Annotated in this window: 35 protein-coding genes and 2 pseudogenes; 21 read left to right on the plus strand and 16 right to left on the minus strand. The window is 46.8% G+C overall.

Features of this window, described 5'->3' with window-relative positions; all coding sequences use genetic code 11:
* Window positions 1-17: 17 nt before the first annotated feature.
* The 12 genes and pseudogenes from RS881_RS56745 to RS881_RS56805 all read right to left on the minus strand — a co-directional run bounded on the left by RS881_RS56745 (window position 18) and on the right by RS881_RS56805 (window position 8,717).
* Entirely contained in the window at window positions 18-428 is a 411-nt protein-coding gene (locus RS881_RS56745; RefSeq protein ID WP_315818856.1) for a hypothetical protein, read from the minus strand.
* Window positions 422-790, minus strand: a complete 369-nt coding sequence (locus RS881_RS56750) for a hypothetical protein (RefSeq protein WP_315818857.1) — start codon at window positions 788-790, stop codon at window positions 422-424. Before RS881_RS56750 ends, RS881_RS56745 begins: the two co-directional genes overlap by 7 nt.
* Window positions 762-1,193, minus strand: a complete 432-nt coding sequence (locus tag RS881_RS56755; RefSeq protein ID WP_315818858.1) for a hypothetical protein — start codon at window positions 1,191-1,193, stop codon at window positions 762-764. Before RS881_RS56755 ends, RS881_RS56750 begins: the two co-directional genes overlap by 29 nt.
* 91 nt (window positions 1,194-1,284) lie before the next feature.
* Window positions 1,285-1,926, minus strand: a complete 642-nt coding sequence (locus RS881_RS56760; protein ID WP_315818859.1) for a c-type cytochrome — start codon at window positions 1,924-1,926, stop codon at window positions 1,285-1,287.
* 19 nt (window positions 1,927-1,945) lie between these two features.
* Complete coding sequence (locus tag RS881_RS56765; protein WP_315818860.1) at window positions 1,946-2,539, minus strand: DUF3341 domain-containing protein; 594 nt, start codon at window positions 2,537-2,539, stop codon at window positions 1,946-1,948.
* Between the two features lie 113 nt (window positions 2,540-2,652).
* A pseudogene (gene nrfD, locus RS881_RS61385) lies at window positions 2,653-4,099 on the minus strand (NrfD/PsrC family molybdoenzyme membrane anchor subunit).
* 91 nt (window positions 4,100-4,190) lie between these two features.
* Window positions 4,191-5,636 (minus strand): 4Fe-4S dicluster domain-containing protein, encoded by a 1,446-nt coding sequence (locus RS881_RS56780; protein WP_315824948.1) that lies wholly within the window; start codon window positions 5,634-5,636, stop codon window positions 4,191-4,193.
* 59 nt (window positions 5,637-5,695) lie between these two features.
* Window positions 5,696-5,971, minus strand: a complete 276-nt coding sequence (locus tag RS881_RS56785; RefSeq protein ID WP_315818863.1) for a hypothetical protein — start codon at window positions 5,969-5,971, stop codon at window positions 5,696-5,698.
* 122 nt (window positions 5,972-6,093) lie between these two features.
* A complete protein-coding gene (locus RS881_RS56790; RefSeq protein ID WP_315818864.1) occupies window positions 6,094-6,927 on the minus strand; it encodes a molybdopterin-binding domain-containing protein in 834 nt (277 codons plus the stop codon).
* Window positions 6,882-7,313 (minus strand): TAT-variant-translocated molybdopterin oxidoreductase, encoded by a 432-nt coding sequence (locus tag RS881_RS56795; protein WP_315818865.1) that lies wholly within the window; start codon window positions 7,311-7,313, stop codon window positions 6,882-6,884. Before RS881_RS56795 ends, RS881_RS56790 begins: the two co-directional genes overlap by 46 nt.
* A 220-nt stretch (window positions 7,314-7,533) precedes the next feature.
* On the minus strand, window positions 7,534-7,746 hold the full coding sequence (locus tag RS881_RS56800) for a hypothetical protein (RefSeq protein WP_484557612.1): 213 nt from the start codon (window positions 7,744-7,746) through the stop codon (window positions 7,534-7,536).
* Between the two features lie 47 nt (window positions 7,747-7,793).
* Window positions 7,794-8,717: a c-type cytochrome gene (locus tag RS881_RS56805; protein ID WP_315818866.1), complete on the minus strand. Its 924-nt coding sequence runs from the start codon at window positions 8,715-8,717 to the stop codon at window positions 7,794-7,796.
* 741 nt (window positions 8,718-9,458) lie between these two features.
* Between RS881_RS56805 and RS881_RS56810 the strand changes: the two genes are divergently transcribed.
* The 14 genes from RS881_RS56810 (at window position 9,459) to RS881_RS56875 (ending at window position 17,642) form a co-directional block, all read left to right on the plus strand.
* Window positions 9,459-9,653 carry a hypothetical protein gene (locus RS881_RS56810; RefSeq protein ID WP_315818867.1) on the plus strand — a complete coding sequence of 65 codons (195 nt, stop codon included), beginning with the start codon at window positions 9,459-9,461 and terminating at the stop codon, window positions 9,651-9,653.
* The gene (purN, locus tag RS881_RS56815; RefSeq protein ID WP_315818868.1) at window positions 9,650-10,417 is read left to right on the plus strand and encodes a phosphoribosylglycinamide formyltransferase; all 768 of its coding nucleotides are present in this window, start codon (window positions 9,650-9,652) and stop codon (window positions 10,415-10,417) included. Before RS881_RS56810 ends, purN begins: the two co-directional genes overlap by 4 nt.
* 96 nt (window positions 10,418-10,513) lie before the next feature.
* Window positions 10,514-10,783 (plus strand): hypothetical protein, encoded by a 270-nt coding sequence (locus RS881_RS56820; protein WP_315818869.1) that lies wholly within the window; start codon window positions 10,514-10,516, stop codon window positions 10,781-10,783.
* The gene (locus RS881_RS56825; RefSeq protein ID WP_315818870.1) at window positions 10,768-11,250 is read left to right on the plus strand and encodes a hypothetical protein; all 483 of its coding nucleotides are present in this window, start codon (window positions 10,768-10,770) and stop codon (window positions 11,248-11,250) included. Before RS881_RS56820 ends, RS881_RS56825 begins: the two co-directional genes overlap by 16 nt.
* A gap of 49 nt (window positions 11,251-11,299) precedes the next feature.
* Window positions 11,300-12,322: a serine hydrolase domain-containing protein gene (locus RS881_RS56830; RefSeq protein WP_315824950.1), complete on the plus strand. Its 1,023-nt coding sequence runs from the start codon at window positions 11,300-11,302 to the stop codon at window positions 12,320-12,322.
* The gene (locus tag RS881_RS56835; protein WP_315818871.1) at window positions 12,259-12,582 is read left to right on the plus strand and encodes a serine hydrolase domain-containing protein; all 324 of its coding nucleotides are present in this window, start codon (window positions 12,259-12,261) and stop codon (window positions 12,580-12,582) included. The genes RS881_RS56830 and RS881_RS56835 overlap by 64 nt, the downstream gene beginning before the upstream one ends.
* A gap of 26 nt (window positions 12,583-12,608) precedes the next feature.
* A complete protein-coding gene (locus RS881_RS56840) occupies window positions 12,609-12,923 on the plus strand; it encodes a TMEM175 family protein (protein ID WP_315818872.1) in 315 nt (104 codons plus the stop codon).
* A complete protein-coding gene (locus RS881_RS56845) occupies window positions 12,887-13,276 on the plus strand; it encodes a hypothetical protein (RefSeq protein ID WP_315818873.1) in 390 nt (129 codons plus the stop codon). Before RS881_RS56840 ends, RS881_RS56845 begins: the two co-directional genes overlap by 37 nt.
* Before the next feature lie 10 nt (window positions 13,277-13,286).
* On the plus strand, window positions 13,287-14,825 hold the full coding sequence (locus RS881_RS56850; protein WP_315818874.1) for a serine hydrolase: 1,539 nt from the start codon (window positions 13,287-13,289) through the stop codon (window positions 14,823-14,825).
* A 78-nt stretch (window positions 14,826-14,903) separates the two neighbouring features.
* Entirely contained in the window at window positions 14,904-15,263 is a 360-nt protein-coding gene (locus RS881_RS56855) for a hypothetical protein (RefSeq protein ID WP_315818875.1), read from the plus strand.
* Window positions 15,188-15,448: a DUF8685 domain-containing protein gene (locus RS881_RS56860; protein ID WP_527250370.1), complete on the plus strand. Its 261-nt coding sequence runs from the start codon at window positions 15,188-15,190 to the stop codon at window positions 15,446-15,448. The genes RS881_RS56855 and RS881_RS56860 overlap by 76 nt, the downstream gene beginning before the upstream one ends.
* A gap of 13 nt (window positions 15,449-15,461) precedes the next feature.
* Window positions 15,462-15,740 carry a penicillin acylase family protein gene (locus RS881_RS56865; protein WP_315818877.1) on the plus strand — a complete coding sequence of 93 codons (279 nt, stop codon included), beginning with the start codon at window positions 15,462-15,464 and terminating at the stop codon, window positions 15,738-15,740.
* A 43-nt stretch (window positions 15,741-15,783) separates the two neighbouring features.
* On the plus strand, window positions 15,784-17,355 hold the full coding sequence (locus tag RS881_RS56870) for a penicillin acylase family protein (protein ID WP_425476333.1): 1,572 nt from the start codon (window positions 15,784-15,786) through the stop codon (window positions 17,353-17,355).
* Complete coding sequence (locus RS881_RS56875; protein ID WP_315818879.1) at window positions 17,304-17,642, plus strand: penicillin acylase family protein; 339 nt, start codon at window positions 17,304-17,306, stop codon at window positions 17,640-17,642. Before RS881_RS56870 ends, RS881_RS56875 begins: the two co-directional genes overlap by 52 nt.
* Before the next feature lie 692 nt (window positions 17,643-18,334).
* On the opposite strand, the gene RS881_RS56885 is transcribed toward RS881_RS56875, so the two are convergent.
* The 4 genes from RS881_RS56885 to RS881_RS56900 form a co-directional block, all read right to left on the minus strand.
* The gene (locus RS881_RS56885) at window positions 18,335-19,630 is read right to left on the minus strand and encodes an FAD-binding oxidoreductase (protein ID WP_315818880.1); all 1,296 of its coding nucleotides are present in this window, start codon (window positions 19,628-19,630) and stop codon (window positions 18,335-18,337) included.
* A gap of 148 nt (window positions 19,631-19,778) precedes the next feature.
* Window positions 19,779-20,126 carry a S41 family peptidase gene (locus tag RS881_RS56890; protein WP_315818881.1) on the minus strand — a complete coding sequence of 116 codons (348 nt, stop codon included), beginning with the start codon at window positions 20,124-20,126 and terminating at the stop codon, window positions 19,779-19,781.
* Window positions 20,108-20,473, minus strand: coding sequence for a S41 family peptidase (locus RS881_RS56895; protein WP_315818882.1), 366 nt, complete (start codon window positions 20,471-20,473; stop codon window positions 20,108-20,110). The genes RS881_RS56890 and RS881_RS56895 overlap by 19 nt, the downstream gene beginning before the upstream one ends.
* The gene (locus tag RS881_RS56900) at window positions 20,419-21,198 is read right to left on the minus strand and encodes a S41 family peptidase (protein ID WP_315818883.1); all 780 of its coding nucleotides are present in this window, start codon (window positions 21,196-21,198) and stop codon (window positions 20,419-20,421) included. The genes RS881_RS56895 and RS881_RS56900 overlap by 55 nt, the downstream gene beginning before the upstream one ends.
* Before the next feature lie 214 nt (window positions 21,199-21,412).
* Here RS881_RS56900 and RS881_RS56905 point away from each other — a divergent pair, with 214 nt between their 5' ends.
* From RS881_RS56905 to RS881_RS56935, 7 genes and pseudogenes are all read left to right on the plus strand, one after another.
* The gene (locus tag RS881_RS56905) at window positions 21,413-21,547 is read left to right on the plus strand and encodes a hypothetical protein (RefSeq protein WP_315818884.1); all 135 of its coding nucleotides are present in this window, start codon (window positions 21,413-21,415) and stop codon (window positions 21,545-21,547) included.
* An 8-nt stretch (window positions 21,548-21,555) separates the two neighbouring features.
* Entirely contained in the window at window positions 21,556-22,557 is a 1,002-nt protein-coding gene (locus RS881_RS56910) for a dipeptidase (protein WP_315824952.1), read from the plus strand.
* Window positions 22,558-22,571: 14 nt separating this feature from the next.
* Window positions 22,572-22,931 (plus strand): penicillin acylase family protein, encoded by a 360-nt coding sequence (locus RS881_RS56915; RefSeq protein WP_315818885.1) that lies wholly within the window; start codon window positions 22,572-22,574, stop codon window positions 22,929-22,931.
* A 94-nt stretch (window positions 22,932-23,025) separates the two neighbouring features.
* Window positions 23,026-23,262: a penicillin acylase family protein gene (locus RS881_RS56920; RefSeq protein WP_315818886.1), complete on the plus strand. Its 237-nt coding sequence runs from the start codon at window positions 23,026-23,028 to the stop codon at window positions 23,260-23,262.
* A pseudogene (locus tag RS881_RS56925) lies at window positions 23,256-24,577 on the plus strand (penicillin acylase family protein). The gene RS881_RS56920 and the pseudogene RS881_RS56925 overlap by 7 nt, the downstream one beginning before the upstream one ends.
* Window positions 24,574-24,738 (plus strand): penicillin acylase family protein, encoded by a 165-nt coding sequence (locus RS881_RS62160; RefSeq protein WP_425476334.1) that lies wholly within the window; start codon window positions 24,574-24,576, stop codon window positions 24,736-24,738. Before RS881_RS56925 ends, RS881_RS62160 begins: the two are co-directional and overlap by 4 nt.
* Before the next feature lie 176 nt (window positions 24,739-24,914).
* The gene (locus tag RS881_RS56935; protein WP_315818888.1) at window positions 24,915-26,093 is read left to right on the plus strand and encodes a DmpA family aminopeptidase; all 1,179 of its coding nucleotides are present in this window, start codon (window positions 24,915-24,917) and stop codon (window positions 26,091-26,093) included.
* Window positions 26,094-26,108: the final 15 nt, after the last annotated feature.

Raw genomic sequence — 26,108 nt, forward strand, 5'->3', positions numbered from 1 at the left:
ACACACGCTTAAGTTAATTACGTGTGGTGTATGATACTTTCTTTAATGAACGGATGGTTCCTGGCCACCAATGGGTACTTGCTCATGGCATTTCCTGCCGAATTCATAATGATGCCCACAAAACCGGCTCCAATACCAAAGTCGAGCAACAACATGCCTACATTCACATGCTCTGGATCAATACTGGCAAATACCATCTGGTAGAAATCGAGCCAGTGACCTATAATGATCACTACTGCCATAAATACCATGGTGGTATAGTTCCTCTTTGACCCCTTGCGCATCAGGATGAACAGGGGAGCCAGGAAGTTAATAATAAAGCTGAACCAGAAAATACCACTGTATGCACCGCCTTTATGCTCTTGTGCAGATATCCTGGATTTAAAGTATACCGTTTCTTCAGGAATGTTGGCATACCAGATCAGCATGTATTGAGAGAACCACAGGTATGTCCAGAAGATAGAAAAGGCGAACATGAATTTACCCAGGTCATGCAGGTGCTCCTGGTTGGTGTATTCCAGGTGACCCTGGTTTTCATATAGATCACAAACAAGGCGATCAGCGCCATACCCGATACAAAGGTGCTGGCAAAAGTGTACCAGCTATACATGGTAGAATACCAGTGTGCATCAATGCTCATGAGCCAGAACCAGGGAATAGTAGACATTACTGTCAAACCAAACCAGGCAATGAACAAAGAAGCCCAAACGGTGTTCTTAAAAATATACTTGCGACCTGATTCAACATCAGGCAAAGGATTGTTATCCAGTGAGCGGGACAGTTGACGCATTTTGCGGCCCAATGCATACCATAGTACAATGGTCAATACAGTCCAGATGGAATAGAAAGGCACATTCAAAAGCCTTTTTGCCTTCCAGGATTGGATCACCATCCGGATGAAGCCAATGGTAGATATGCGTTCCGGGAATAAAAACGAGGCAAAGCGTTACAATGCCGGTAATGATACCAATAGGCGCTACTGCGGTTGAAATGGCTTCACTAACCCTTCTGAACGACATTTGCCAGCCGCCCATTGCCAGGGTGGTAGCACAAATAAAGAACATAGATGCATTTACTACCAGCAGGAAGAAAGCACTGTTCTGCAACAGGGCGCCCCAAAATAATTGAGGATGTTCACCTCTTCCATAAGCGATAAATGCAATGATCAGTGACAATACGCCTACTCCCATCAAAGCTGTTGACCAGGTCTTATATCGCTTGGGTATTTCAAAAATTCTCTTGAAGCCATTATCAACTATTTATATTTTCAGTATCTCGTATCAGTTATTTTTTTGCAGTAGTATCAGCAGCCGCACTGGTTGTACTACCACCTTTTGCTTCGGCCTGTTTAGTCTTGATGTACTGGATCACCATCCACCTTTGGGTGGTGCTCAACTGGGAAGCATAGCTACCCATTTGGCCCTTTCCATAAGTAACAGAATAAAACATCTGCCCGGATGGCATGTTCTCATATTGAGGATTGCCGATCAGCTTGGCCGGTGCAGCTATATAGGGACCATCCGTACCATCACTTCTTTTATGCAATACGCCATTACCATCCAATGCTTTACCGTGGCAAATACCGCAGTTAACCAGGTATAAGCGCTCTGCCTCTGTAAACTGTGCTGGGCTCAGGTTAGCTAAAGGATTGGCAATTTGTTTTGACAATGCGTAATTGGTAGTATCCCCTGTCTTGTCCTGTGTTAAAGGGAAAGGAAGCAACTCACCTCTTTTAATGGTACCGGGCACAGGCATAGCAGTGTAATTAATGCCTTGCACATGGAAGGTATCCAGGGAGGAATAAGTTTCTATGGCACGGCTATAGGCCATATCGGGCATATATACACGACCAGGGGTTCTCCGCACATCACTGCAACTCCAGACTACCAGGGCTACTAAAACAACTATGATTGATAATTTTTTCATCGTACTGAATATTCAGAGATTATGCTATAACAGATTCCGTTTTGTCTTTAAAAAGTTCTCTTTCCTTGTCATAACGACCTAACCACCAGCCTGTTTCGGCACGTTGTACATTTACTTCCGTGGCGCCCAGACCAGTCAGGAAATTACTAGTCTCGCCATCACTGGTTTTATCAGTGCATTCGATCACCATTACAAACTTATCGTCTGTAGCATGCAAATGGAAATGGTGCTTCTTTACAAAAGGAGCCATTTGGCATAAATAACAAAAGGTCAATACCATCCCTACAGCGGCACACAATACCGTGAACTCAAAGCAAATGGGAACCCAAGCTGGCAAGGCCAGGTGGGGTTTACCACCAATGTTGAGCGGCCAGTCTTTGGTAAAGATCCAGGCAATGCTGCTCAAAGCAATGGTTGTACCGGTAATACCATAAATGAACCCGGCAGTGTGAAGGCTGGTATCCCGAAGGCCCATAGCAGTATCCAATCCATGGATAGGCATGGGGGTATAAACATCATGTAGCTTATAACCGGCTTTGCGTACGCTTTTGACTGCTTTAAACAGTACATCCTCCTCCTCAAAGCAACCCACTACAAATTTTTTAACCGCCATATAAGAATTTTAATATTACTGATTTCTTAATACCTGGTTTTTACTTTTTATCTTCTCCTCGCATCTACCCTTCAATGTCCTACATCGCACTCAGGAAGTCAAACAACCTGTTTTTAGTGATGCGCATGTTGTGTTTCATGATAATACTCCTCCACATCTTTACTTTCTACATCCACCATTTTCTGCTTATAGCTTTCACCTGATCTTTTCAGGATATGTTTGATTTCCGCTATCGCGATAACCGGGAAGAATTTGGAGAACAGGAAGTAACAGGTGAAGAACAACCCGAATGTTCCCATATAGAAACCAACTTCCCAGATGGTGGGGCGGTAGTAAGTAGCCCAGCTACTGGGAATATAATCCCGGTAGATAGAGGTTACGATGATCACAAAACGCTCGAACCACATACCGATATTAACGATCACCGACATAAAGAAGGTAACTACGATATTCCTTCTCATTTTGCGGAACCAGAAGATCTGCGGAGAGATCACGTTACAGCCCATCATCAGCCAGTAGCTCCAGCCATAGGGGCTAAACAGGTTCAACCTATTTTGGAAGAAAGCCCAGTTTTCATATTTGTTAATACCATACCAGGAGATAAACAACTCTGTCAGGTAAGCGATACCTACTATAGAACCGGTCAATACAATTACCTTGTTCATCACCTCAATGTGCTCCATGGTGATATAATCTTCCAGCTTCAGCACCTTACGGGTTACCAGCAATAGGGTTTGTACCATTGCGAAACCTGAGAAGATCGCACCCGCCACGAAATAGGGGGAAGATGGTAGTATGCCATCCCGGGATAACGGAAGTGGCGAAGTCGAAGGATACAATGGTGTGTACCGACAATACCAGGGGCGTACTCAAACCGGCCAGTACCAGTGATAAACTTTCATGACGCTGCCAGTGTTTGGTAGAACCCGTCCAGCCAAAAGAAAGTACACCATACATATGTTTTCTCCACTTCAATTTGGCACGGTCACGGATGGTAGCCAGGTCAGGCAACAAACCAGAATACCAGAATAACAGTGATACGGTGAAGTAAGTAGAGATCGCAAATACGTCCCATAACAGGGGCGAGTTAAAGTTTACCCACAGCGGTCCACGGGTATTGGGGTAAGGCATTACAAAGAAGGCCATCCACACACGACCCATGTGCCAGATCGGGAACTGGCCCGCGCACATTACCGCAAAGATGGTCATGGCTTCTGCCGCACGGTTTACACCTGTACGCCATCCCTGACGGAAAAGCAAGAGGATCGCAGAGATCAGGGTTCCGGCGTGACCGATACCTACCCACCATACGAAGTTGGTGATATCCCAACCCCATCCGATGGTTTTATTCAGGTTCCACTGGCCCACCCCATAAGTTACTTCACGGTAGATGGAATACACCCCGAATAATAACAGGATAACGGAGATAATGAAGCCAATCCACCACGCACGCGTTGGGGGCGCCTCAATAGGACGTACTATATCTTCCGTAACCTGGTGATAAGTCTTTGTGCCATCCACCAATGGGGCTCTAACTAACGATTCGTACTTTGATGCCATGTTTATTAGCTTTTAGCTATCAGCTTTTAGGCTTTAGCTGAAAATTTTAGTTTTTAGACCTTTCCTTATCAACGCTTCAATACTAACTTCCTTAATGATGGCCGGCAGCTTCTTTCTTCTCTTCACCATGCGCTGCAGATGCCGCTGCCAGTTCAACCTTCTCACCACTCAATACACCGTGATTGCTGATCTCATCAGTATTACGCACTTTAGCGAGGTAATTGATGTTGGGCAGTACGTGAATTTGCTCCAGTGCATGGAACAGGCGCAACTTGTTTTGCTGACGAACCTGGCTGATCTCACTGTTCGGATTGTTGGCATTACCAAACACAATGGCATCGGCAGCACAAGCTTGTTGACAAGCTGTTTTCACATCTTCATCTTCCAGCGGACGGCCGGCTTTCTTAGCCTTCAACTTACCTTCCTGCAAACGCTGTACGCAGAAGGAACATTTTTCAATAACACCACGGCTACGAACGGTTACATCCGGATTCAATACCATGCGGGTAAGATCATCATTCATCATCAATACCACATCATCCAGTTTGCCTTCTTCTACCAACGGACGTTGGTTATCGGCAAAGCTATCAGCACCCATATAATCGGCCCAGTTAAAGCGACGTACTTTGAACGGACAGTTATTGGCGCAATACCTTGTACCGATACAACGGTTGTAGGTCATCTGGTTCAACCCTTCTGAACTGTGGTTGGTAGCAGCTACCGGACACACGTTTTCGCAAGGCGCATTATCGCAATGCTGACAAAGCATTGGCTGGAATACGGTTTGGATGCTTTCCGGATCTTCAGGATTGCCGCTAAAGTAACGGTCAATACGCAACCAGTGCATATCGTGGTAACGCATTACTTCACGCTTACCTACTACCGGAATATTGTTTTCAGCGTTACAAGCTACTACGCAAGCGCCGCAACCATAACAACTGTTAAGATCAATGCTCATGCCCCATTTGATACCAGGACGATCATAAGCAGGATAAAGCGTTCCTTCCTTCTCATAATCATTGATACCACCCCAGGGTTCTAATTCCTTAGCCCTTTCATTATAAATTACTTTGGGATCGTGTTGGAATTCTTTCAGGGTTACTTCTTTCAGTACTTCCTGACGGCCTTCGTAGCTATTGTGCGTTTGCACCATCGCTACTTTATATTTCTCACTGGTTTTGGCAACTGTTACATCAGTCGCAGTCCATTCGATGGTAGCGCCATTATAGCTCGTCAAAGGATATGCATTGGCACCCAATGAAGTACCATCCATAGTAATAACTGATCTACCGATTTCTTTAGCCCTTCCATAACCTACCGCAATGGCAATGGTATTGGATTGCATACCAGGTATTACGATTACCGGCAGGGTTACTTCTTTATTACCCACTTTTACCTTGATAACAGGTTTTGCAGGTTCGATCTCATATTTATCAGCTTCCCAACGATCATTCAGGTTGATGCCATATTCCTTAGCCAGCTGCGGAGAGGTAATGGCATAGTTGTCCCAGCTTACACGGGTAATAGGATCAGGCATTTCCAGCAACCAGGGGTTATTACCTTGTTTGCCATCACCCAGGGCTACTTTTTGGTATACTACCAGTTCAACAGGGCCTGATTTTTCAGGGCCGATGCAGTAGAGATAGCTTGTGCTACCGCACTGCCAGTAAACACAGGAGCAGCTGCAGTACCGGCGCCTTCGATCACACCATCCTGCAGGGCCTTGGTATACAACTCATGGCTGCCCAGACGGTTGGTCCAGTAATTTTTGAAGAACACATCATAAGCAGCAGTTGCATTGCCAGCCCATTTCAGGAGTGAATCCTGAAAAGGCCTTGTCTGGAACAAGGGATTGATGGTTGGCTGCATCATGCTGAATAAACCTGCTTTAGGTTCAGCATCACCCCAGCTCTCCAGGAAGTGGGGAGCGGGTAAAATGTATTTACATTCCTTCGTGGTTTCATCCTGCCTGTCGTTGAACGATACAGACAGTTTTACACGCTGAAGGGCTTTTTAAATCTTTCGCCATCGAAATATTCATAGGCGGGGTTCACACCGTATACCAGCAGGGCGCCTACGCGGCCAGCTTCCATATCGGCAGTAAGGGTAGCCATTTCACTGTCAAGCCCTTGGTGTGAAAGAATGGGTAAAGACCAGTTGATGGTAGAACCATAAGCGCCGATCGCTTCGTTGATAGCATTTACAATGATCTGAATGCTGGGGTTATTGCTGCTGCTCACTACCAAGGCCTTGCCTTTGTTGGCAGCCAGGTCTTTCGCAGCTTTTTCGATACCCACTTTCAGCTTATCGCTAACACCTGCAACAGCTTGTCCGTTTACAGCGCTCAACAAAGCAGCCGCAACTACACCGGTTTCTGAAGGACGGTGGGTAAACCGCTCATCAGCATTGGCGCCAGTCATACTCATCATGCTTTCAAACTGGTAGTGCTTGCTTAAAGTGGGGTTCTTTTCGTTGATCTTCCGGCCGGCAGTATAACCACGTTGAAATTCAACGGGGCTCAACCAGGTACCGAGGAAATCGGCACCGATGCTAACGATCACGTTGGCATTTTCAAACTGGTACGAAGGGATGGCTTTTACACCATGCGTAGCTTCGTTGGCCAGGATGAGGCCGCTATAAGAAACTGCATCATACTGAACATGGCGGCTACCGGGGTATTTGGCCAGGAATTCAGTAATGAGTTGTTTAGTAGTGGGAGAAGTAATAGTACTGGTCAGTACTACTACAGGAGCACTACCCAGTACAGCCAGCCCATCCGTGATCATTTTGTCGATCGCTGCATAGTCAGCGGCAGAGCCGTTGGCCATGGGATGTTTGATCCGGGCTGTGTCATACAGGTCCAGTACGGAAGCCTGTACACGGGAGGTGGTAGCTCCTTTGTGAAGGATGATAAAGTATTACCTTCTATTTTGATCGGACGTCCGTCACGAACTTTGGCTATTACCGGGATGGCCTCACCGCCACTTACATAAGTGGTAGCATAATAGTCGGCTACACCGGGGATGAGATCCGCTGGCCTGTTTACATAAGGGATGGCCTTACGAACAGGAGTTTCGCAACTGGCAGCTGCCATAGCAGCAGCAGTACTGAAACCAAGATATTTTAAGAAATCTCTGCGGGATGCGGAAGCATTGGCTAAGCCGCTATCAGCTTGTTGAGACGGCAATGGTTCGGGGAATTCATCTTTGGCCAACTGCTGATGGGCTTCACTGTTTTTGAGCTCTGTAAAACTCTGCCAGTACTTTTTTTAGCCATTTATATTAATTTGAGAATTAGGCAATTTGATAATTTGATAATGGGGTCGCTGGTTGTTTTAAGTGCGGACATCATTTCAAACTGTGAATCTATTTGTGCTTTTAAAAACCTGGCGCCACTAGGGCATTTTCAAATTTTCAAATCAGCACATTTGCATATTAATAGTGACATTTCTGACACTCCAGACCACCGATATCGGCCACCGTTACACTGTCTCTTGTACCGGCCTTGATCTCATTGTGGTACTTCTCGTAAATGCTATAGAATTTATTTCCTTCGCCTTTATCGTTGTTGAAATTCACTTTTGTTTCGCGGTGACAGTTTACACACCAGCTCATGCTTAATTCGGCAAACTGCTTTACTTCGTGCATGTTGGTAATTTCACCATGGCAGGTTTGACACTGTACCTTACCGGCATTTACGTGCTGCGAGTGGTTGAAGTATACGTGGTCGGGCAGGTTGTGGATCCTGGTCCACTCAATGGCTTTGCCTTTACCGGTATATTGTTTTTAGCGGGATCATAACCGGCAGCTGCATAGATCTTCTTGATCTCTTCAGTACCATTTACTTCGGTGCCGTCTTCTTTGAAGATGGGTGCACCGGTATATTCATTGATGGTGAGGTGACAGTTCATACATACATTCACAGAAGGAATGGTAGCCGATTTGCCTTCCATGGCACTGCCGTGGCAATACAAACAGTTGATCTGGTTGGTACCGGCGTGTACCTTATGCGAATAGTAGATAGGCTGTTCGGGCTGATAGTCTTTCTGACGGCCCAGGCCAATCGCGCCTTTGGCAAAGAAGAAACCAGCCACCACAAACATAAAGAGGGTGAAAATGGTGATGTATGTTTTATTGCGGTAGAAAGGAATGGGCTCACTGCCGGGAATGCCATCCTTATCATCAGCCAGTTTTTTGAGGTTGCTGTTTACCTGCAGCATTACAAAGGCTACCACGGCCAGGATTAGGGTCAATACACCATACAGGATGGCGTTATCGTTTTCTCCCATTTTGCCATCAGGTGCGCCGCCGCCGCCAGGGCCACCAGTTGGGGGCGTTTTATACTCCCTGATATACTTGAGGATAGCATCAATTTCACCATCGGTCATGGAAGGGAAAACGTTCATGGGAACCTTGCCCCACTTATTATACAAATCGTTAAAGTATTTATCGCCCGAAGCGAGCACTTTGGGGTTGTTCCTGATCCAATCGTGTAAGATCTTTTTGTCCTTTACGCGGTCTTCAATTCCTTTGAGCGCGGGTCCGGTCATGTCTTTTACCACATTGTGACACTGGGCGCAATAGGTATCAAATAATTGTTTCCCATCCTGCGCTGCCATCTTGTTTCCGAACGACAATACAACGATCAATAATGCACTGAGAAGAGTTCTTTTGACAATTGGTCTATGGTCAATCATATCAGTTGAATATGATGAGATTATGTGGAAAAATTTCCTGAATTGGCTGCAAAAATAAGTCAGGATTTCAACAAAATATCAACATGTTTAAAATTTTTTTAACGTAGACTGGGCGCGGGTTTCAGCCCATTTATAGTATCATGTTTCATTCTGTCATGACATTTATGTCATGTTTTTGTCACCCGCTTTTGGGAATGAGGAAATGAGAAACTTACCAGGAACACATGAGGTTTAAAGATCATATAGTGATTTTAGAGGCTAAGAAAGATTTTGCAATCACTATAAACGACAGATGTCCAGTCTTTTATTGTAGCTGTGAAGAAATAATCCGGTCGGCTCTTATTCGTTTTCGTTTGTGTAGACCGTAGAGAAGGTGCGGCAACATTCAGGCAGGCTTGCCTGGGTATCCACTACATGTTCACTGCACATTCACTACATATTGCACTGGCCCCCTCTGTAGACTCCTGTTTTAGGCGCTTCCAGTGCAATTCGGAGGCAAGCCCTGGTGGGATGTCAGGCCATGTTCTGTGAATCACCCTGCTCTCCCACCCCCGAACCCCCAAAACGGGAGACTGTCTGTCAGTAGTGCCCATTGATCGATACATCCAATTTATCTGGCTATAAGTGTTTTATCTGTGACCAAATTACCGCACTTTTGCGTGCATGTTTGAAAAGCTCCAACAGAAATGGAAGGTGAATGGATGGCGTTTGCTGCTCATCCTCATCACTTTTGCATTGGGAGGCAGCCTTTGCGGCTACCTGGGGCGTCAATTACTGGGGTTATTCCAGATCGAATCAGCCATTATACGCATACCGCTCTATATCGTCCTGGTAACCATCCTCTGGCCTTTTGTGTGATCCTCCTTAGCATTCCCTTTGGCCAGTTTACCTTCTTCAGGAATTATCTGAAGAAAATGGGGAGAAGGATAACAGGAAAGAATACAGGAGACAGCATACAGCATACAGAATACAGAATACAGCTTACTTTGAAATCAGCAGACGACAACTCACAACAACCGGTAACTGGCAATCACCCGCCAGCCACCAGGATCGCTCTTTTTGCCTCGGGTGCGGGCTCCAATGCACAAAAGATCATTGATTATTTCCGGAACAGCCAGGCCGTTACCATCGCCCTGGTAGTGTGCAATAAACCGGGAGCCGGGGTAATTCATATTGCCGAAAAAGAACATATCCCTGTTCTCCTGATCGAAAAAGAAACGTTCTTCAGGGGCAATGGCTACCTTGATGCTTTGCAGGCGGCTGGCATTGATTTTATTGTATTAGCCGGGTTCCTGTGGAAGGTACCAGCCACCCTTACAGCGGCTTATCCCAATAAAATTGTCAATATCCATCCTGCCCTTTTACCACGCTATGGTGGCAAAGGCATGTATGGTATGCATGTTCATGAAGCTGTTATTGCCGCCGGTGATGCTGAAAGTGGCATCACCATTCATTTTGTTGACAATGTATACGATAACGGCGCTATCCTATTCCAGGCCACCTGCGCTATCAATCCGGGCGATACCCCGGCCGATCTGGCCCAAAAGGTACACCAGTTGGAACATGCCCATTATCCCCGCATCATTGAACAAGTGATCCGGGATCTGCAAAATCAACGTTAAATTGGGAGTGCGTAGTGCTTGTATGTCACAATCTTACCGTAATATCACAACCTTAATTTTACCCGTTTGTTCCGACCGGCACTAATCATATTATGCATGTTGCTGCTCACAGCAGCCACAAAAACGGCTATTGGTCAGATCCGGGTAAGCGGGCGGGTATTTGACATGTCACAGTCAAACCCCATGCAGGCAGTGAGTGTAATGAGTAATTCCGGGGCAGGCACCATTACCGATTCCCTGGGCCGTTATTCCCTTCTGGTGCCCGAAACTGATTCCATCTGGTTTTCTTACCTGGGTAAGCCCACTCCCAAGTATGCCGTACAAAGTATCCGGAATATCCAGCTTTTGAAGTGGCCCTGCATGTAAACGTGACGGAATTAAAACAGGTCATGGTCAAGCTGCCCAATTATAAACTGGACTCTATCCAGAACCGCCTTGACTATGCCAAGGCATTTAATTTTCAGAAACCCGGCATCGGCATATCCACCGGTCCTGTTTCTTCGGGTTCTGCCCCGGCTGGTGTAGGATTAGACATTAACGAATTCATCAATATCTTCCGCTTCCGGCGCAACCGCAATATGCTGGCCTTCCAGGAAAGACTGTTGCGCGAAGAACAGGATAAATACATCGACCACCGCTTTAGTCGGGCGCTGGTTATCAGGCTCACGAAATTAAAAGGGCGTGATCTGGACTCTTTCATGATGCAATACCGGCCCCCACTCTACCTGGTGCAAAATGCCACGGAATATGAATTCCAATCGTACATCAAGAAGAGCTACGAAAAATTCCACAAGCTGCAACTGATCATGGGCGAATTGAAGAAGGAGGAATAATTCCTATCTTGAAGTCCTATTCAATTTACCCAGCAAATGAAAAAAATTGGTGTGGCTCCTTGCCTGTTTCATCACATCCGGCATCGTCTTATCACAAACCAATCCCACTCCGGTAATCATTAAACCGGCCCTCACGCCGGCAGCCGCGGGTTTTTCGGCAGAAAGACTGCAACGGATTGATCAAACTTTGCAGGAGTATGTAGACAAAGGACGCATGAATGGCGCCGTAGCCCTGATCATCCGCCATGGTAAGATCGCCTATTATAAAAGTGTAGGTTATGATAAGGATGTAAATACGCCACTGAAGAAAGATGCCATTTTCCGCATAGCTTCCCAAACAAAAGCCATTACGAGTGTAGCTGTGATGATGTTATTTGAAGAAGGGAAGTTTATGCTGGATGACCCGATTTCCAATTATATACCGGAATTTAAGAAGCCTACTGTACTGGACAAATTCAATAAAGCCGACTCTACTTATACTACATTGCCCGCCAAAAGAGAGATCACCATTCGTGATCTGCTCACACATACTTCAGGCCTCGGGTATGCACAGATCGGCTCACCCGAAGCCAATGCCATTTATGCCAAAGCCGGGATAGTAGGCGGTATAGGCGTAGGCAAAATTGTATTGGCCGATAAAATGAAGATATTGGGCCGGTTGCCCCTCTTCCACCAGCCGGGAGAAAAGTTCACGTATGGCCTTAGTACTGATGTATTGGGCTACCTGGTAGAAGTGGTCTCTGGCATGAGCCTGGATGTTTTTTTGCGCAAACGCATCTTTGATCCGCTGGGCATGAAGGATACCTGGTTTTACCTGCCCAAAGAAAAATACAACCGACTGGCCATGTTGTATACTGATGATACAGCCAGCAAAATAGTAGTACCCATGCCCGAACGAATTGGTCTTAATGGCCAATTTGCCCGTGATTATCCTGCTACGGAAGGCACTTATTTCTCCGGGGCGGCGGATTGTCGTCTAGCATTTATGATTATGCCATCTTCCTCCAAATGCTGCTCAATGGCGGCACTTATAATGGTAAGCGCATCCTTAGCCGCAACAGTGTACGCATGATGACCATGAACCAAATAGGTGATATTTCACGAGGGCCTAACAAATTTGGTCTGGGCTTTGGCATCACCACCGAAAAAGGAAGTGCCGTATTGCCTACCCAGGAAGGTACCTTTGAATGGGGCGGTATGTTTGCCACCAGCTATTGGGTCGACCCCAAAGAAAAACTGGTAGCCCTGCTCTATAGAAATGTGTACCCTACCAAATGGGGTAATTTGAGTAATTTGTACAAGGTGCTGGTATACCAGGCCATCAACGATTAAAACCATTTAAACCTTGCTTGCTGCTTATGGACCCCCTGCACAATGAATTAAAAAGAGTTTCAGCTCGAACGGATGATCCTTTTAGCGATGCGGTATTTGCCATTGCTATTACGCTTTTGGTTATCGAAATAAAAGTACCCGAGCTGGAACAGGAGCATTTAACAGAAGGAGCATTATTGAAAAGCCTGGAGCACCTTTTCCCTAAAATTATAGGTTTTTTGATCAGCTTTTTCCTGATTGGTAATTACTGGATGGTGCATCACCGCCTGTTTGGATTTGTTATCGACTACAACAGAAAGTTGTTGTGGATGAACCTGCTTTTTTATTGTCTATCGTACTGATGCCTTTTAGTACAGGTATCTTTGGTGAATATTCTACACAACAAGGCCTTTACCTGAAAACGCCGTTGATCATTTATGTGCTCAACATTTGCTTCATCGGTTTCATGTTGTACAGGCTATGGAATTATATCAGCAACCCGGCCAATAAACTAGCCGAACATTTACCACATCCCGTACTAGTGAGGGTTGCCAAAACGCGGGCATTGCTTGTGCCGGCCATTTTTTTACTCAGCATACCGGTTGCATTTATTGATCCGCCTTTCATTTCCAGGTATGTATTTTTGCTGGTATTCCCCATTATGCGGATCATTCAAAAGGGCAGAGAAAAACTAAAGCTTCAAACACAATCATAAAATTCTTGCTATGCGCAAAACCATTATCCCCCGCTTAAGTTTGTTGGCAGTATTGCTGGCCTGTACCTGCTACAGCTATTCACAAGCCAGTACGGTGCCCGCTTTTATCACCGACAGCCTTGATACTTATGTCGAAAGAGCCCTGAAAGAATGGCAAATACCCGGGGTAGCGGTTTGTGTAGTTAAAGATGGCAAGGTGGTTGTAATGAAAGGTTATGGCGTACAGGAAGTAGGCACCAATAATAAAGTAGATACGAATACCTTGTTCATGATCGGTTCCAATTCCAAAGCCTTTACCGGTACGGCCATGGCCATGCTAGATGCTGATAAGAAATTGTCGCTGGACGACCATGTACAGAAATGGCTGCCCGATTTCAAATTATACGATCCCTGGGTGGCTAAGGAAGCCAGTATCCGCGACCTGCTTTGCCACCGCCTGGGCTTTGAAACCTTCCAGGGCGATTTTATGTACTTCGATTCCGACCTGACCTTACAAGAGGTACGGGAGAAGTTTGGCAAAGTGAAGCCTGAATACAGTTTCCGCAGCAAATGGGGCTATACCAATGCTGCTTTCATGACAGTTGGTGAGATCATTCCCAAAGCCACGGGTAAAACCTGGGCTCAATTCCTGGAAGAGCGCATCTTCACGCCACTGGATATGAAAAACACCCTGGCCCTGTCGAAAGACATAGGCAAGGCCACCAATAATGCTGCCGCACATACGGTAGATAAAAGCATCCTGAAAAAGATACCCTATGGCAATATTGATAATATGGCGCCCGCAGGCAGTATCAGTTCATCGGTAAGCGATATGAGCCATTGGCTGTTGATGCTGCTGAACAATGGTAAATACCAGGACAGGCAAGTTGTAGCTACCAGCGCCATTGGCCAAACCCGCCTGCCCCATTCTATTTTAGGCAATGGGGGCCACCTGTATACCAAAGCACATTTTGCTTTGTATGGACTAGGCTGGTTCCTGGAAGAATACAGTGGACGTAAATTTGTAGGACATACAGGTGGTGTCAATGGATTTGTGACCAGTGTGGCCATGCTGCCCGAAGAAAAGCTGGGCATTCTTGTATTCACCAATACCGATGCCAATAATTTCTATGAAGCGCTGCGCTATGAAATTATGGATGCCTACCTGGGATTGCCCTACCGTAATTACAGCAAGGTATACCTGGGCTTTAGCAAGGCACAGGAAAAGGAAACGGCCGACTGGCTCAAAAAGAAACAAGATACCATTGCCACCAATCCGTTACCAGGCCTGGCGCTTACTGCCTACGCTGGCGATTATACCCATACCGTATATGGCAAAATGAGTATCAAGTCTGAAAATGGTAAACTGGTAGCTCGTTTTGAACACCATCCCGGCCGTTATGCCACCCTGGAGCCACTGGGCACCAACCGCTTCCTGGCCACTTTCAACGAAGCGCTGTATGGCATCAAAGAATGGCCTTTTACGGTTGACAAAGGCAAGGTGAAATCGGTAACGGTAACCGTGGCCGACTTTGTGGAGTTTACACCGTATGAGTTTTATAAAAAGTAAAAAAATACCTTCGCATCAAGGCGGCGTAGGTTACTGTAAAAAAACAACACAGCCAACACTACGTTTAAAACAAAGAATATGGATCAACTTAATTTGGGTATTGGTACCAGGTTACAGCATACGCATTATGGCCCTGGTGTAATTGTAGGCATCCGCTTTGCTACCTACCTCATCTCCTTCATCAATCATGGCATTAAAGAGGTAGATAAAAATGATACGAACCTGGATGAGATCATACCCGAAAATGTAACGGAGGAAATAGAAACGCATTCCGAAGTAGAAAAGTCATTGCTCAAGATATTGCGCCTCTGGGGTGGCTTTTCGGAGATCGTTCCGCTGGGTGATCGCTGGAAGGGGGCACGATGTTGTTACAGCCGGCCGATAAAACACAAAAACCCAAAGACGTTCCTATTGAGGCATTCTTTCATAAGATCGTAATGCTGCGTGATCGTCTGCGAGTACTGGAGCAGCAGATCAATGCACACAAGCAATTGAGCGATGAAGACAAGGTAAACCTGCAACAATATATTACACGTATTTATGGTTCCCTCACTACGTTCAATGTATTGTTCAGAAACAAAGAACAATGGTTTGTAGGTGATAAAGGGGCTAAAGAGGATTAATTCGTTGCATTACATGAAATACATACTCTTGCTGTTTCTGCTTCCAATACGATTACGGGCACAGTTCAGTGCTGGCCAAATCCGAACCTGGCAGCAGCAGGCGCAGCGCGTTACCATCATCCGCGATAATTGGGGTGTACCGCATATTTATGGAAAGAAGGATGCCGACTGTGCATTTGAGTCATGTATACCCAGTGCGAAGACAATTTCCGTCAACTGGAAGAAACCTTCATTAACGCGTTGGGGCGTTCGGCCGAAGTGTATGGAGAAAGCCGCCTGCAGGGCGATGTAAGTACGGTGTTATTTGAATGTGTGAAAAAGCAAAAGCCGATTATGTGCGGGCCTCCCCTAATAAAAGCCTTTGCAACAGTGCCGCGGCAGGTATCAATTATTACCTGTACAAACATCCTGATACGGTACGCCGTTTATTACAGCACTATGAACCCTGGTTCTTCTTAATACCGGGCACGGATAACCCGGCCGGGCATGGCATTACGGCTGCCGAAGTAAGAAGCTATAACAATACCCTGTTGCCCCGCAAGCCCGGCGAAGGAGCAGATACCGGCACGGAAGAAAGGGAGAATGGTTCCAATACCATGGCTATTGCTCCTTCCAAATCGGCCAGCGGCCATAGCATGTTACTGATCAATCCGCATGTAAATTTCTTTGGCAATGGACAGCGGTATGAATGTCACCTGGTCAGCGAACAGGGATTGAATGTATCGGGCTTTGCCATCTTTGGCAATTTCTATATCTGGAGTGGGTTCAATGCCTACAGTGGCTGGGCGCATACCAATTCGGGCGTTGACTTTACGGATGTATACCTGGAAATGTTTGATAAGCCCGGCGATAGCGCTTTCTATCGCTATGGCAGTGGATACCGGACAGCTACCACCTGGTACGATACGGTGTATTACAAAACAGCAACGGGTATGCAAAGCAAAATAGTACGCCTGCGCAAAACCCATCATGGGCCCATCGTAGCCAAAAGAGATTCTTTCCTGGTAAGCATTAAGAATGTTACCGCCGCGCAATCCAGTTATATTGAGCAGTGCTGGCAAATGTGCCGCTCAACCAACCTGCAACAGTTTACCACAGCCATGAATAGAAGAGCGCTGGGTTATCCCAATACCATGTATGCCGATAACAAAGGCAATACGGCTTACTGGCATGGTAATGCAGTACCCAAACGCAATAACCGGTTCGACTGGCGTTACCCGGTGGATGGCAGCAATCCCGCTACAGAATGGCAGGGACTGCACGGGCTGAAAGAGATTGCGCAGGTGATCAATCCTTCTTCGGGATGGATACAGAATTGCAATTCCACGCCCTATATGGCTGCCGGAACCAGCAGCCCCCGCCAGGCCGATTATCCTGCCTACATGGCCTATGATAAACATATTTTCAGGGCGGTAGAAGCTGTGCGTTTACTATCGGCACCCGGCAAAATATCATTCCCCGGTTTTGAAAAACTGGTGGTGAGCAATCACCTGCCCATGATGGCCAGCTGGCTTCCGCAAATACTACATGCTTATGATAGTATGGCCGCCACTACAACAGCCTTAAAAGTAAAGCTGGGTGTAGTAGCCGACACATTACGCCGCTGGAATTACCGCTATGCGCTCAATAGCCAGGCCACCAGCCTGGCTGTGCTATGGTATATGCAATACGATGCCTGGAACAGGAACCAGCCCCGGCAATCAGCTGCCGATGATAATGCCACGGATCTTATGGGCAACCAGTTGCCCATGAGTGGAGCAGTAGCCGTTGACCTATTAAGTAAAGCAGCAGAAACATTAACTACGCGCTTTGGTACACCCTCATTAACTGGGGCGAGATTAACCGGTTGCAGCGGGTGGAAGGATCGCCTGAAAGGTTTGACGACAACCAACCCAGCTGGCCCGTAGCCGCAGTGCCCAGTCCATTGGGTTCCCTCTTTGCTTTTGGCAATGGACAAAACCGTGGGCAACAAAAGTTTTATGGCACCCGGGGCAATACTTATACGGCCATTGTAGAATTTGGGCCCCGCATCAAAGCCCGCTCCATTATGTATTTTGGTCAAAGCGCAAACCCTGCTTCTCCACACTACCTTGACCAGGCGCCTTTGTATGCAGCAGGCAAATTTAAAGAGGCCTGGTTCTATAAAGAAGAGGTGCAAAAACATGCCGAAAGGACCTACCACCCCGGAGAATAAACAATTCGTACCGCTTAGTAGAAATAATTCCCCAGCAACGGAGCTAATCAACTGTCCTTGTGTTGGCATAGGCTTTTATACCTGTTGGTATAAAAACATACAATCATGGACAAGCTTGAACTTAAGGGAATGTGGAATGTATTGAAAGGTAAGGTAAAAGCAAGCCTATGCCGACCTCACTGATGACGACCTGAAATATGAAGAAGGAAAGGACGATGAATTATTAGGACGCCTGCAACAAAAAACAGGGAAAACAAAAGATGAATTGATAAAATGGTTGAAGTCGCTGGGCTAATATTCATTCCATCTATACATGCGAAAGGGGGTCTTTAACAAGGCTCCCTTTCGCCTTCAATATTAATGACAACCTTCCAAAAAGAATGACACCTTTCCCTTACTGCAAAAACAAAAGGTATCACCCAGTCCAGTAAAGGTGAGGCCTCCAGCAGCGTTGCATAGCAGCGCGGCAGGGTGGCCCGCCTTTTGTCAGCCAGGCATATTCGTTGGCTGCTTATTTATATTGCTTATAGAACCGGTTCTGAAAAAGCTCCAGTGAATCATAGGCTTTTTCTTCGCAAAGAAATCCCCAGCCATCGGATAGGCCTTGTACAATTGTTCTTTTGTAGCATGCAGGCGATATGGCAGGTAATAGGTGCCCTGCAAGGCTAGTGCCTCATCAATCAGTCGCCGTGTTAATCCTTGCATCGCTTCTTCGGCCTCGGGGTCATGGCCTGGTTGTACAACATCACAAAACCAAATACTTCTTCACGGGCATATTTCATAAAACAATCCTCATCTTTTTCCACATTGCGCAAAGTAATATTCAGCAGGTCTACCTTGTATTTGGGAATTATGCCTTTGATGACCTCAATAAACCTTGTCACCGAATCCCTGGGAATAAAATATTCATGCAGGATATCGGTATACCCTGGTGTGGTATTCTGAAATACTTCCACACTTTCATTGATCAGTTGGTTACGGGGAAACTTTTTGCCCGATACCAGGCGGGCGCCCCATTTCTCGGCCCGCCACCGCAGGTTCTTACCATAATCGCTATTGGCCGAGCCCCTGAATACTGCCCGGCGAATACCGGTGTACCCTGTTTCTTTCAGCGGCTCCATGGCAGCCGTACTATCGACGCTAAATACCGACAGGATAGCTTCTTCCATAAAATGCGCAGGATTGATATTGACGCGGCCATATACCATGCCCACCTGTGCATTGCCATCGGCCAGCTCTCCAAACTTTTTAATATAATCGCTGCTCTTTATTACATACTGCTGTAGCCGGTACATTTTATTGGGAACTACCCGCAGTTGTACGTCCAGGATGATCCCGAACAATCCATAGCCGCCCAATACCAGCGAAAAGAGTTCCGTGTTTTCCAGGCGGCTGCAGGTAAGGATGGCGCCACTGGCATTGATCAACCGGAAAGATTCAACGGTAGCTGCAATGGGTGGCGCATTGGGTTGCCAGCCATGGCAATTCACACTGATGGAACCGCCTACCGAAAATGAATTGTTGGATTGCATCACGGCTACGGAACGACCATGCTGATGGAGGTAAGGAATGATCTGCGACCACAGGGCTCCCGCACCTACCGTCAGCAGGTTGTGCACACTATCCAGCTCCATGGTATTAAAGCTTTTCATGTCTATCACCATGCCATAGGTTGTAATCGTATGGCCTCCCATGGAATGTTGTGCACCGGCAATGGATATCTTTTTGCCAGCCGCTGCAGCTTGTTTTACTAATTGCGAAAGTTGCGCTTCGGCTTCTTTTCGGCTGGTAGCTACTTTAACCACCGTATCCACCCGTGTTGCACTCAGTTTACCTGCGTCATTGGCATAACCCTGCCGGGCATTGCTTACCGGTTTGGGGTCTTTATACCACGTATAAAGGATAAAGCCGGTGGGCCGGGCAATCAGGATGAGGATTACCAGTAAAATGAAAAGCAGTATCCGTTTAAGGGTAAATCTTCTTTTCATACAAGGAGTTATTAATATTTCAATGCCGTTCAGTTAAACTTGCTTCTCCTTTAAGGTGAGTCACTCTGCCGTCCGGCAGGCCCAGCGCTGTAGAGTGGCCCACCTTTTTCCTGGCAAAAATTTCCCTACCTACCGACATTGATCAATGTTATCTCAATGTATTGAATTCTACCGTTATTTTATAGCCGCCCGCAGTACTTCCAGGGCTTTTTCCATTTGTGCATCCCTTTTTAACATAATCTTCTACCGTTCGCTTTACTTCTATATCGGGTTTTACGCCATAACCTACAAATTCCCGTCCATCAGAGTACGTATCACGCTTGGTGCAGACCCTGGCTGAACCACCACCCGGCAAATCAAACATAAGGGGCTGACCTGTGCTGCCGTAGGTTCTTTCACCAATTACTGTAGCCCGCCCCTTCAGGTCATCCAATGCAATTAAAAAATCCTCCGCAGCCGAAGCTGTGTTATTGCCAATCAATACCACCAGGGGCACAGTGAGTTTTTATCAGAACCGCCGTTGTAATAAGAAGAGGTATCGCTCGTATACCAATATTTGCCCCTGGATACATCGTATGTCTTTTGTATCCATGCCTTATTATAGGGATTCTCCCTCAGCTGCTTTTCCAATTCATCATCCTTAATAAAACTACCCCAGGCTTTGAATGATGCAATATGGTTACGCGTGCGCCAGATGGACCCCTTAATATATTTCTGGTCAGTAAAGTATTTGAGGATGGCCACGCCGGTACCGCTATTGCCACCGCCATTATTACGCAGGTCAATGATCACTGCTTTGGCTGCATACAGGTCTGGCAGGCGTTGTTTGAAATCATATACCACACTGTCATCGCCAAACGTATCGAACTGCAGGTAAGCAATGCCTTGTGGTAATTGCTCAAAGCGGAAACGCTTCCAGGGGTATTGGGCAGCGGATAAGCCCATTTGGACCGGCTGCCTTGAAGATGGGTGGTATGTACAATGGTTTTACCGGCAGGGGTTTTAATGGTCAGGTGAAACAACCTGTTGGTATCTGCATTAGAAAACAGCTGACTGACAGCATCATTCCAAAGCTGGTGGATAGCAGAGGCCGAAATACCGGGAATGATCTCCTTTTCCAGGTAAGTGATCACCGGTACGCCATTCACCTTGATCACTTCCGATCCAAGGGGAATAGCTACGGAGTCCTTTTTGGGCACATTGGTAATGACCACTTTGCCATCGAGCCAGGAAAATACCAATGGCAGGTACATGGTGCCGCCCTTTATTAGATTATCGGGAGAATATACGTTGGTATGGCCATCCTTTAGCAAAGCACAGAACCGCCTCATCACCCGGTAATAATCCCAGGTATTTTTAGTGGTCAATACCTGGGGAATGAATGCCTGATAAGCACTGTCCCAGTTGATATTGGCTTTGTCAAAATAGGCAAAATTATAGGCTGCTTCTTTCCAAAAAACGGAGAGACCGTACAGTTTATCGGCATCAGTGATATTGGCTACAGTATCTATTTGTGCAGTAGTCCTGCCGGCAATTGCCATAAACAGGAAGAAAAGGGTCTTTTTCATAATATATAGAACGTTTGAAAGGGTGGTATGTTACAAAAACAAAAAGCTGGCGCCGCAAGCGATTGTTTCTGCCCCGGTCAACACAATTAGCAGCGCGTAATTGTAAAGTGTTGCCTACATTTAAAGCTGCTTATACGCATCACATGAAAAATTATTACTACCCAGCCTGTTGCTCCTTTGCCATTGTGGCCTGTTTGCTCAATCTGCCAGGCAATTGCATTTCAAAGCCATACTGGTCGATACACACAATGACATCCTTACCACGGCCATTGATGATAAAGTATCTTTTGATCAGGCATTGAAAGGAAAACCCATTCGGATCTGGCTCGTTTTAAGGAGGGTGGCGTAGACGTAGAAATTTTCTCGGTATGGAGTGATGGCTCCTATGGACCGGGCAAGGGGTTTAAACATGCCAACCGGCAAATAGATACGCTGTATGCAGTGATCAAACGCAATCCCGATAAAATAGCGCTGGTTACTACCCCCGCCCAACTCATGAAGGCGGTAAAAGAACAAAAGCTGGCCGCCATGATCGGTGTAGAAGGCGGGCATATGATCGAGGACCGGCTCGATTACCTTGAAAGCCTGTTCAAACGCGGCGTGCGTTATATGACGCTCACCTGGAACAACTCTACTTCCTGGGCTACTTCGGCCATGGATGAAACACCCGGCTCACGCCAGCAATTTGGTGCCGACGATGCTACACAGGATATGAAGGATAGAAAGAAAGGGCTCAATGACCTTGGTAAGCAAATTGTGCGGCGCATGAATGAGCTGGGTATGATGGTAGACCTAAGTCATGTTGGGGAACAAACATTTTGGGATGCCATCAATACCAGCACCAAACCCATATTGGTATCGCATAGCTGCGTGTATAGTATCTGCCCGGTATTTCGCAACCTGAAAGACGACCAGATAAAAGCGGTGGCAAAGAATGGTGGGGTGATACACCTCAATTTCTTCTCCGGCTTTTTAGACAGTGGCTTCGTGACCAGGAACCGCGCTTTTTCGCAAAAGCACAAAGCCGAAAGGGATTCTATCCGCGCCACGGTAACCGATCCTTATTTTGCCGATAATTACTTATTCCAGAAATATGCTGATGAAGTAAAAAGCCTGCGGCCTCCACTCTCCCTGCTGATCGATCACCTGGATTATATCGTTAAGCTGGTAGGCGTGGATTATGTGGGCCTGGGATCAGACTTTGATGGCATCAATTCATCACCTCAACAATTGGATGATGTAACCAGTTTTCCGCTCATTACCGAAGAGCTGGTGAAACGGGGTTATAACGAGAAAGCCATCCGTAAAATACTGGGCGAAAACTTCATCCGGGTATTCAAGGCCAATACGGTTAAATAACAGAAAAGGCAAGCATGCACAAACTATTATTATTCCTGTTGATAAGTGTACAAGTAACTGCACAGGATGTTTCAAAGGCTACTATCAGCCGGTGGGAGCAACAGGCAAAACAGGTAACCATTATTCGTGATAATTGGGGTATACCGCATATCTATGGAAAATCGGATGCTGATGCTGTATTTGGGTTGATGTATGCGCAATGTGAAGATGATTTTAAACGGGTAGAAAGTAATTATATTGATATCCTGGGACGTACCGCAGAAGTAAGCGGCATCAATGCTATTTACAATGACCTGTTTTCCAAACTGGTCATTGATTCGGCAGGGGCCATCACCGATTATAAGAAAAGTCCCGCCTGGCTAAAAAGCTATTAAATGCTTATGCCGATGGCATGAATTATTACCTGTATAAACATCCGGAAGCTAAGCCGGCGCTGCTTCACCGTTTTGAACCCTGGTATCCACTAATGTGGACGGATGGCAGTATTGCAGCCATCAATACCGGGGTGTTACTACCGGCGAGCTACAGCGATTTTATACGGGCGATAATAGGACAGCAGTGGCCGAAGTGGCTAGCAGTGCGGAAGATATACATACGGGCTCCAATGGATTTGCCATTGCCCCGGCGCTGTCGGCATCGGGCAAACCGTTGTTGTACATCAACCCCCATGTTACTTTTACTTCCGGCCCGAAGTACACATGGTGAGTGAGGAAGGCTTGAATGCCTATGGGGCTGTAACCTGGGGGCAGTTTTTTGTATACCAGGGCTTCAATGAGCATTGTGGTTGGATGCATACCTCGGGTTATGCCGATGTGGCCGATATGTATGCCGAGCAGGTGGTGAAGCAGGGAGATGCTTTGTTTTACAAGTACGACAATAAGCTACGCCCCATCAAACAACAAACTTACACGCTGCCCTATAAGGACGGCAATGGTATGAACAGCAAACAGGTGACCACTTATTCCACGCACCATGGACCGGTAATGGCCAAACGGGATGGGAAATGGATCAGCGTGCGGGCGGTAAACCGCGATATGAATGGGCTGATACAGGCCTGGCGACGCACCAAGAGTACCAATTTTGCCGCTTTTAAAAGAATATGGAATTGCTGGCCAACGCTTCCAACAATACGGTATATGCGGATGACAAAGGCAATATTGCTTACTGGCATGGCAATTTCATTCCCCGCCGCGATACCAGTTTCGACTGGTCTAAGCCGGTGGATGGCACTATAAAAGCCACGGAATGGAAAGGCATGCACAAACTGGATGAAACGATTCATTTATTCAACCCTGCCAGTGGATGGATACAGAACTGTAATTCCACCCCTTTCACCTCTTCGGGCAGCAGCAGTCCGCGTAAAACAGATTACCCTTTCTATATGGCTACGGAACCGGAAAACTTCCGGGGCATCAATGCCGTGAAAGTATTGAGTAAAGAAAAGAGTTATACCATCGATAAGCTCATCGCTGCCGGTTATGATACCTACCTGGCTGCTTTTGAAGAGTTGGTGCCTGCTGTAGTAAAAGCCTATAACAGCCTGTCGCCATCCGATTCATTGCATACCTTACTGGCCGAGCCCGTGGCCATGCTCACCAAGTGGGACCTGCATTCGGCCGAAAACTCCATTGCCACTACCCTGGCCATTGAGTGGGCGCAAAAATTACAAGGTGCTATTAACCTGGCCAATGCCCCCGACTTTGTGGCACGGGTAGCGGTATTTGCCAAAACAGCTGCACCTGCCGATCTGTTGAAACCCCTGGCTGCCACGATACGCGACCTGCAAGGCCGCTTCAGCGCCTGGGCCATTCCCTGGGGTACCATCAACCGTTACCAGCGTTTAACCGGGCAATTGCAGGAAAGCTATGACGATAACAAGCCCAGTATTCCATCGGGCTTTGCGGCCTCTACCTGGGGTTGTCTGCCCTCTTATGTAAGCCGCACCATGCCCGGCACCAAAAACGATATGGGTACAATGGCAATAGCTTTATCTGTGCCGTTGAGTTTGGCAAAACAGTGAAGGCAAAGTCACTATTGGCAGGCGGTAATAGCAGTGATCCCAACTCACCTCATTTTGCCGATCAGGCTGATAGGTATACCAAAGGACAGTTTAAAGACGTACTGTTCTATAAAGCCGATGTGTTGAAACATGCAGAGAAGACCTATCACCCGGGGCAATAGGGCATCGGAGGCAGTGATGAAAAGGCGGGGTGAACCTTTTACCAACCCTGTGTCATCCTTGTACCATCCATGTGTCAAAGGGGGTAGTTCTCCAATGAAAGACACATGTCTGACACATGGTTCACATAAGGCTTACGAAAGGCTTGCACAGGTTTCGCATTCAAAATCAGTCCATTATGCATAAGTCTTGGATTTCCCTCTTTATGCTGTTGCTACTGACCGCCGCAGCCACACCACAAACTCCAAAACGGGCGCGGGATTATGGAATTCCTTTTGCCGGTAAACCTGGCCCTTACAATGCCATTACAGATGTAGACAGTGTAACGGTGGGCATGGTGACCCTTAAAAGCGGTGAAGGCAAATTGGAAGTGGGCAAAGGACCCGTCCGCACTGGCGTTACGGCCATATTGCCCTGGGGTAAAACCTTCAGGCCTGTATTTGCTTCCCAGTTCTCCCTCAACGGCAATGGTGAAATGACCGGTTATCACTGGATAAAAGAATCCGGCTTTCTGGAAACGCCCATCCTTATTACCAATACACATAGTGTGGGTGTGGTGCGTGATGGGGTAATAGGCTGGCAACAGCGTCATAAGTATTATAGCGCCGCATGGCGCGATGTATGGTTTTCCCTGCCAGTAGTAGCCGAAACCTATGATGGCATGCTGAATGATATTAATGGGTTTCATGTTACCAAAGAACATACCTGGCAATCATTGGACAATGCTGTTACGGGCCGGGTACAGGAAGGCGCCGTTGGTGGCGGCACAGGCATGGTGGCCCTGGGCTTTAAAGGAGGTACGGGCACCGCATCGCGGGTATTACCCCAACAACAAGGCGGTTTTACGGTAGGTGTATTGGTACAGGCCAATTTTGGCGGCCGCCGTCAATTAACGATTAGCGGGTATAATATCGGCAGGGACCTGCTGGATACGCTCAATATACAAATAGCCGGTATATCCCCTGCCGAAAGGAAAGAAGACCTGGGTTCCATCATTGTTGTAGTAGCTACCAATGCACCTTTATTACCGCACCAGGTAAACCGCTTACTACAGCGAGTACCCATTGGCATTGGTAAAACGGGTGGAATAGGGGGTAATTCATCCGGCGATATTTTTATCGGCTTCTCCACTGCCAACCCGCAGGCATTCAGCCGTACCGAAAAAGTGAATGTAACCATGCTGTCAAACGACCAGATAGACCCGCTATTGGAAGCGGTGATACAAGCCACGGAAGAAGCCATTATCAATGCCTTATTTGCCGCCGAAACCACTACGGGTATCAATAACAACACGGTACCCGCCTTGCCCAAAGAAAAAGTAGTACGGATCTTAAAAGAAAAAGGAATTATTAAATAGTACAGCATTCCGCCC

It is taken from the genome of Paraflavitalea speifideaquila (assembly GCF_032395985.1).
Taxonomy (GTDB): Bacteria; Bacteroidota; Bacteroidia; order Chitinophagales; family Chitinophagaceae; genus Paraflavitalea; species Paraflavitalea speifideaquila.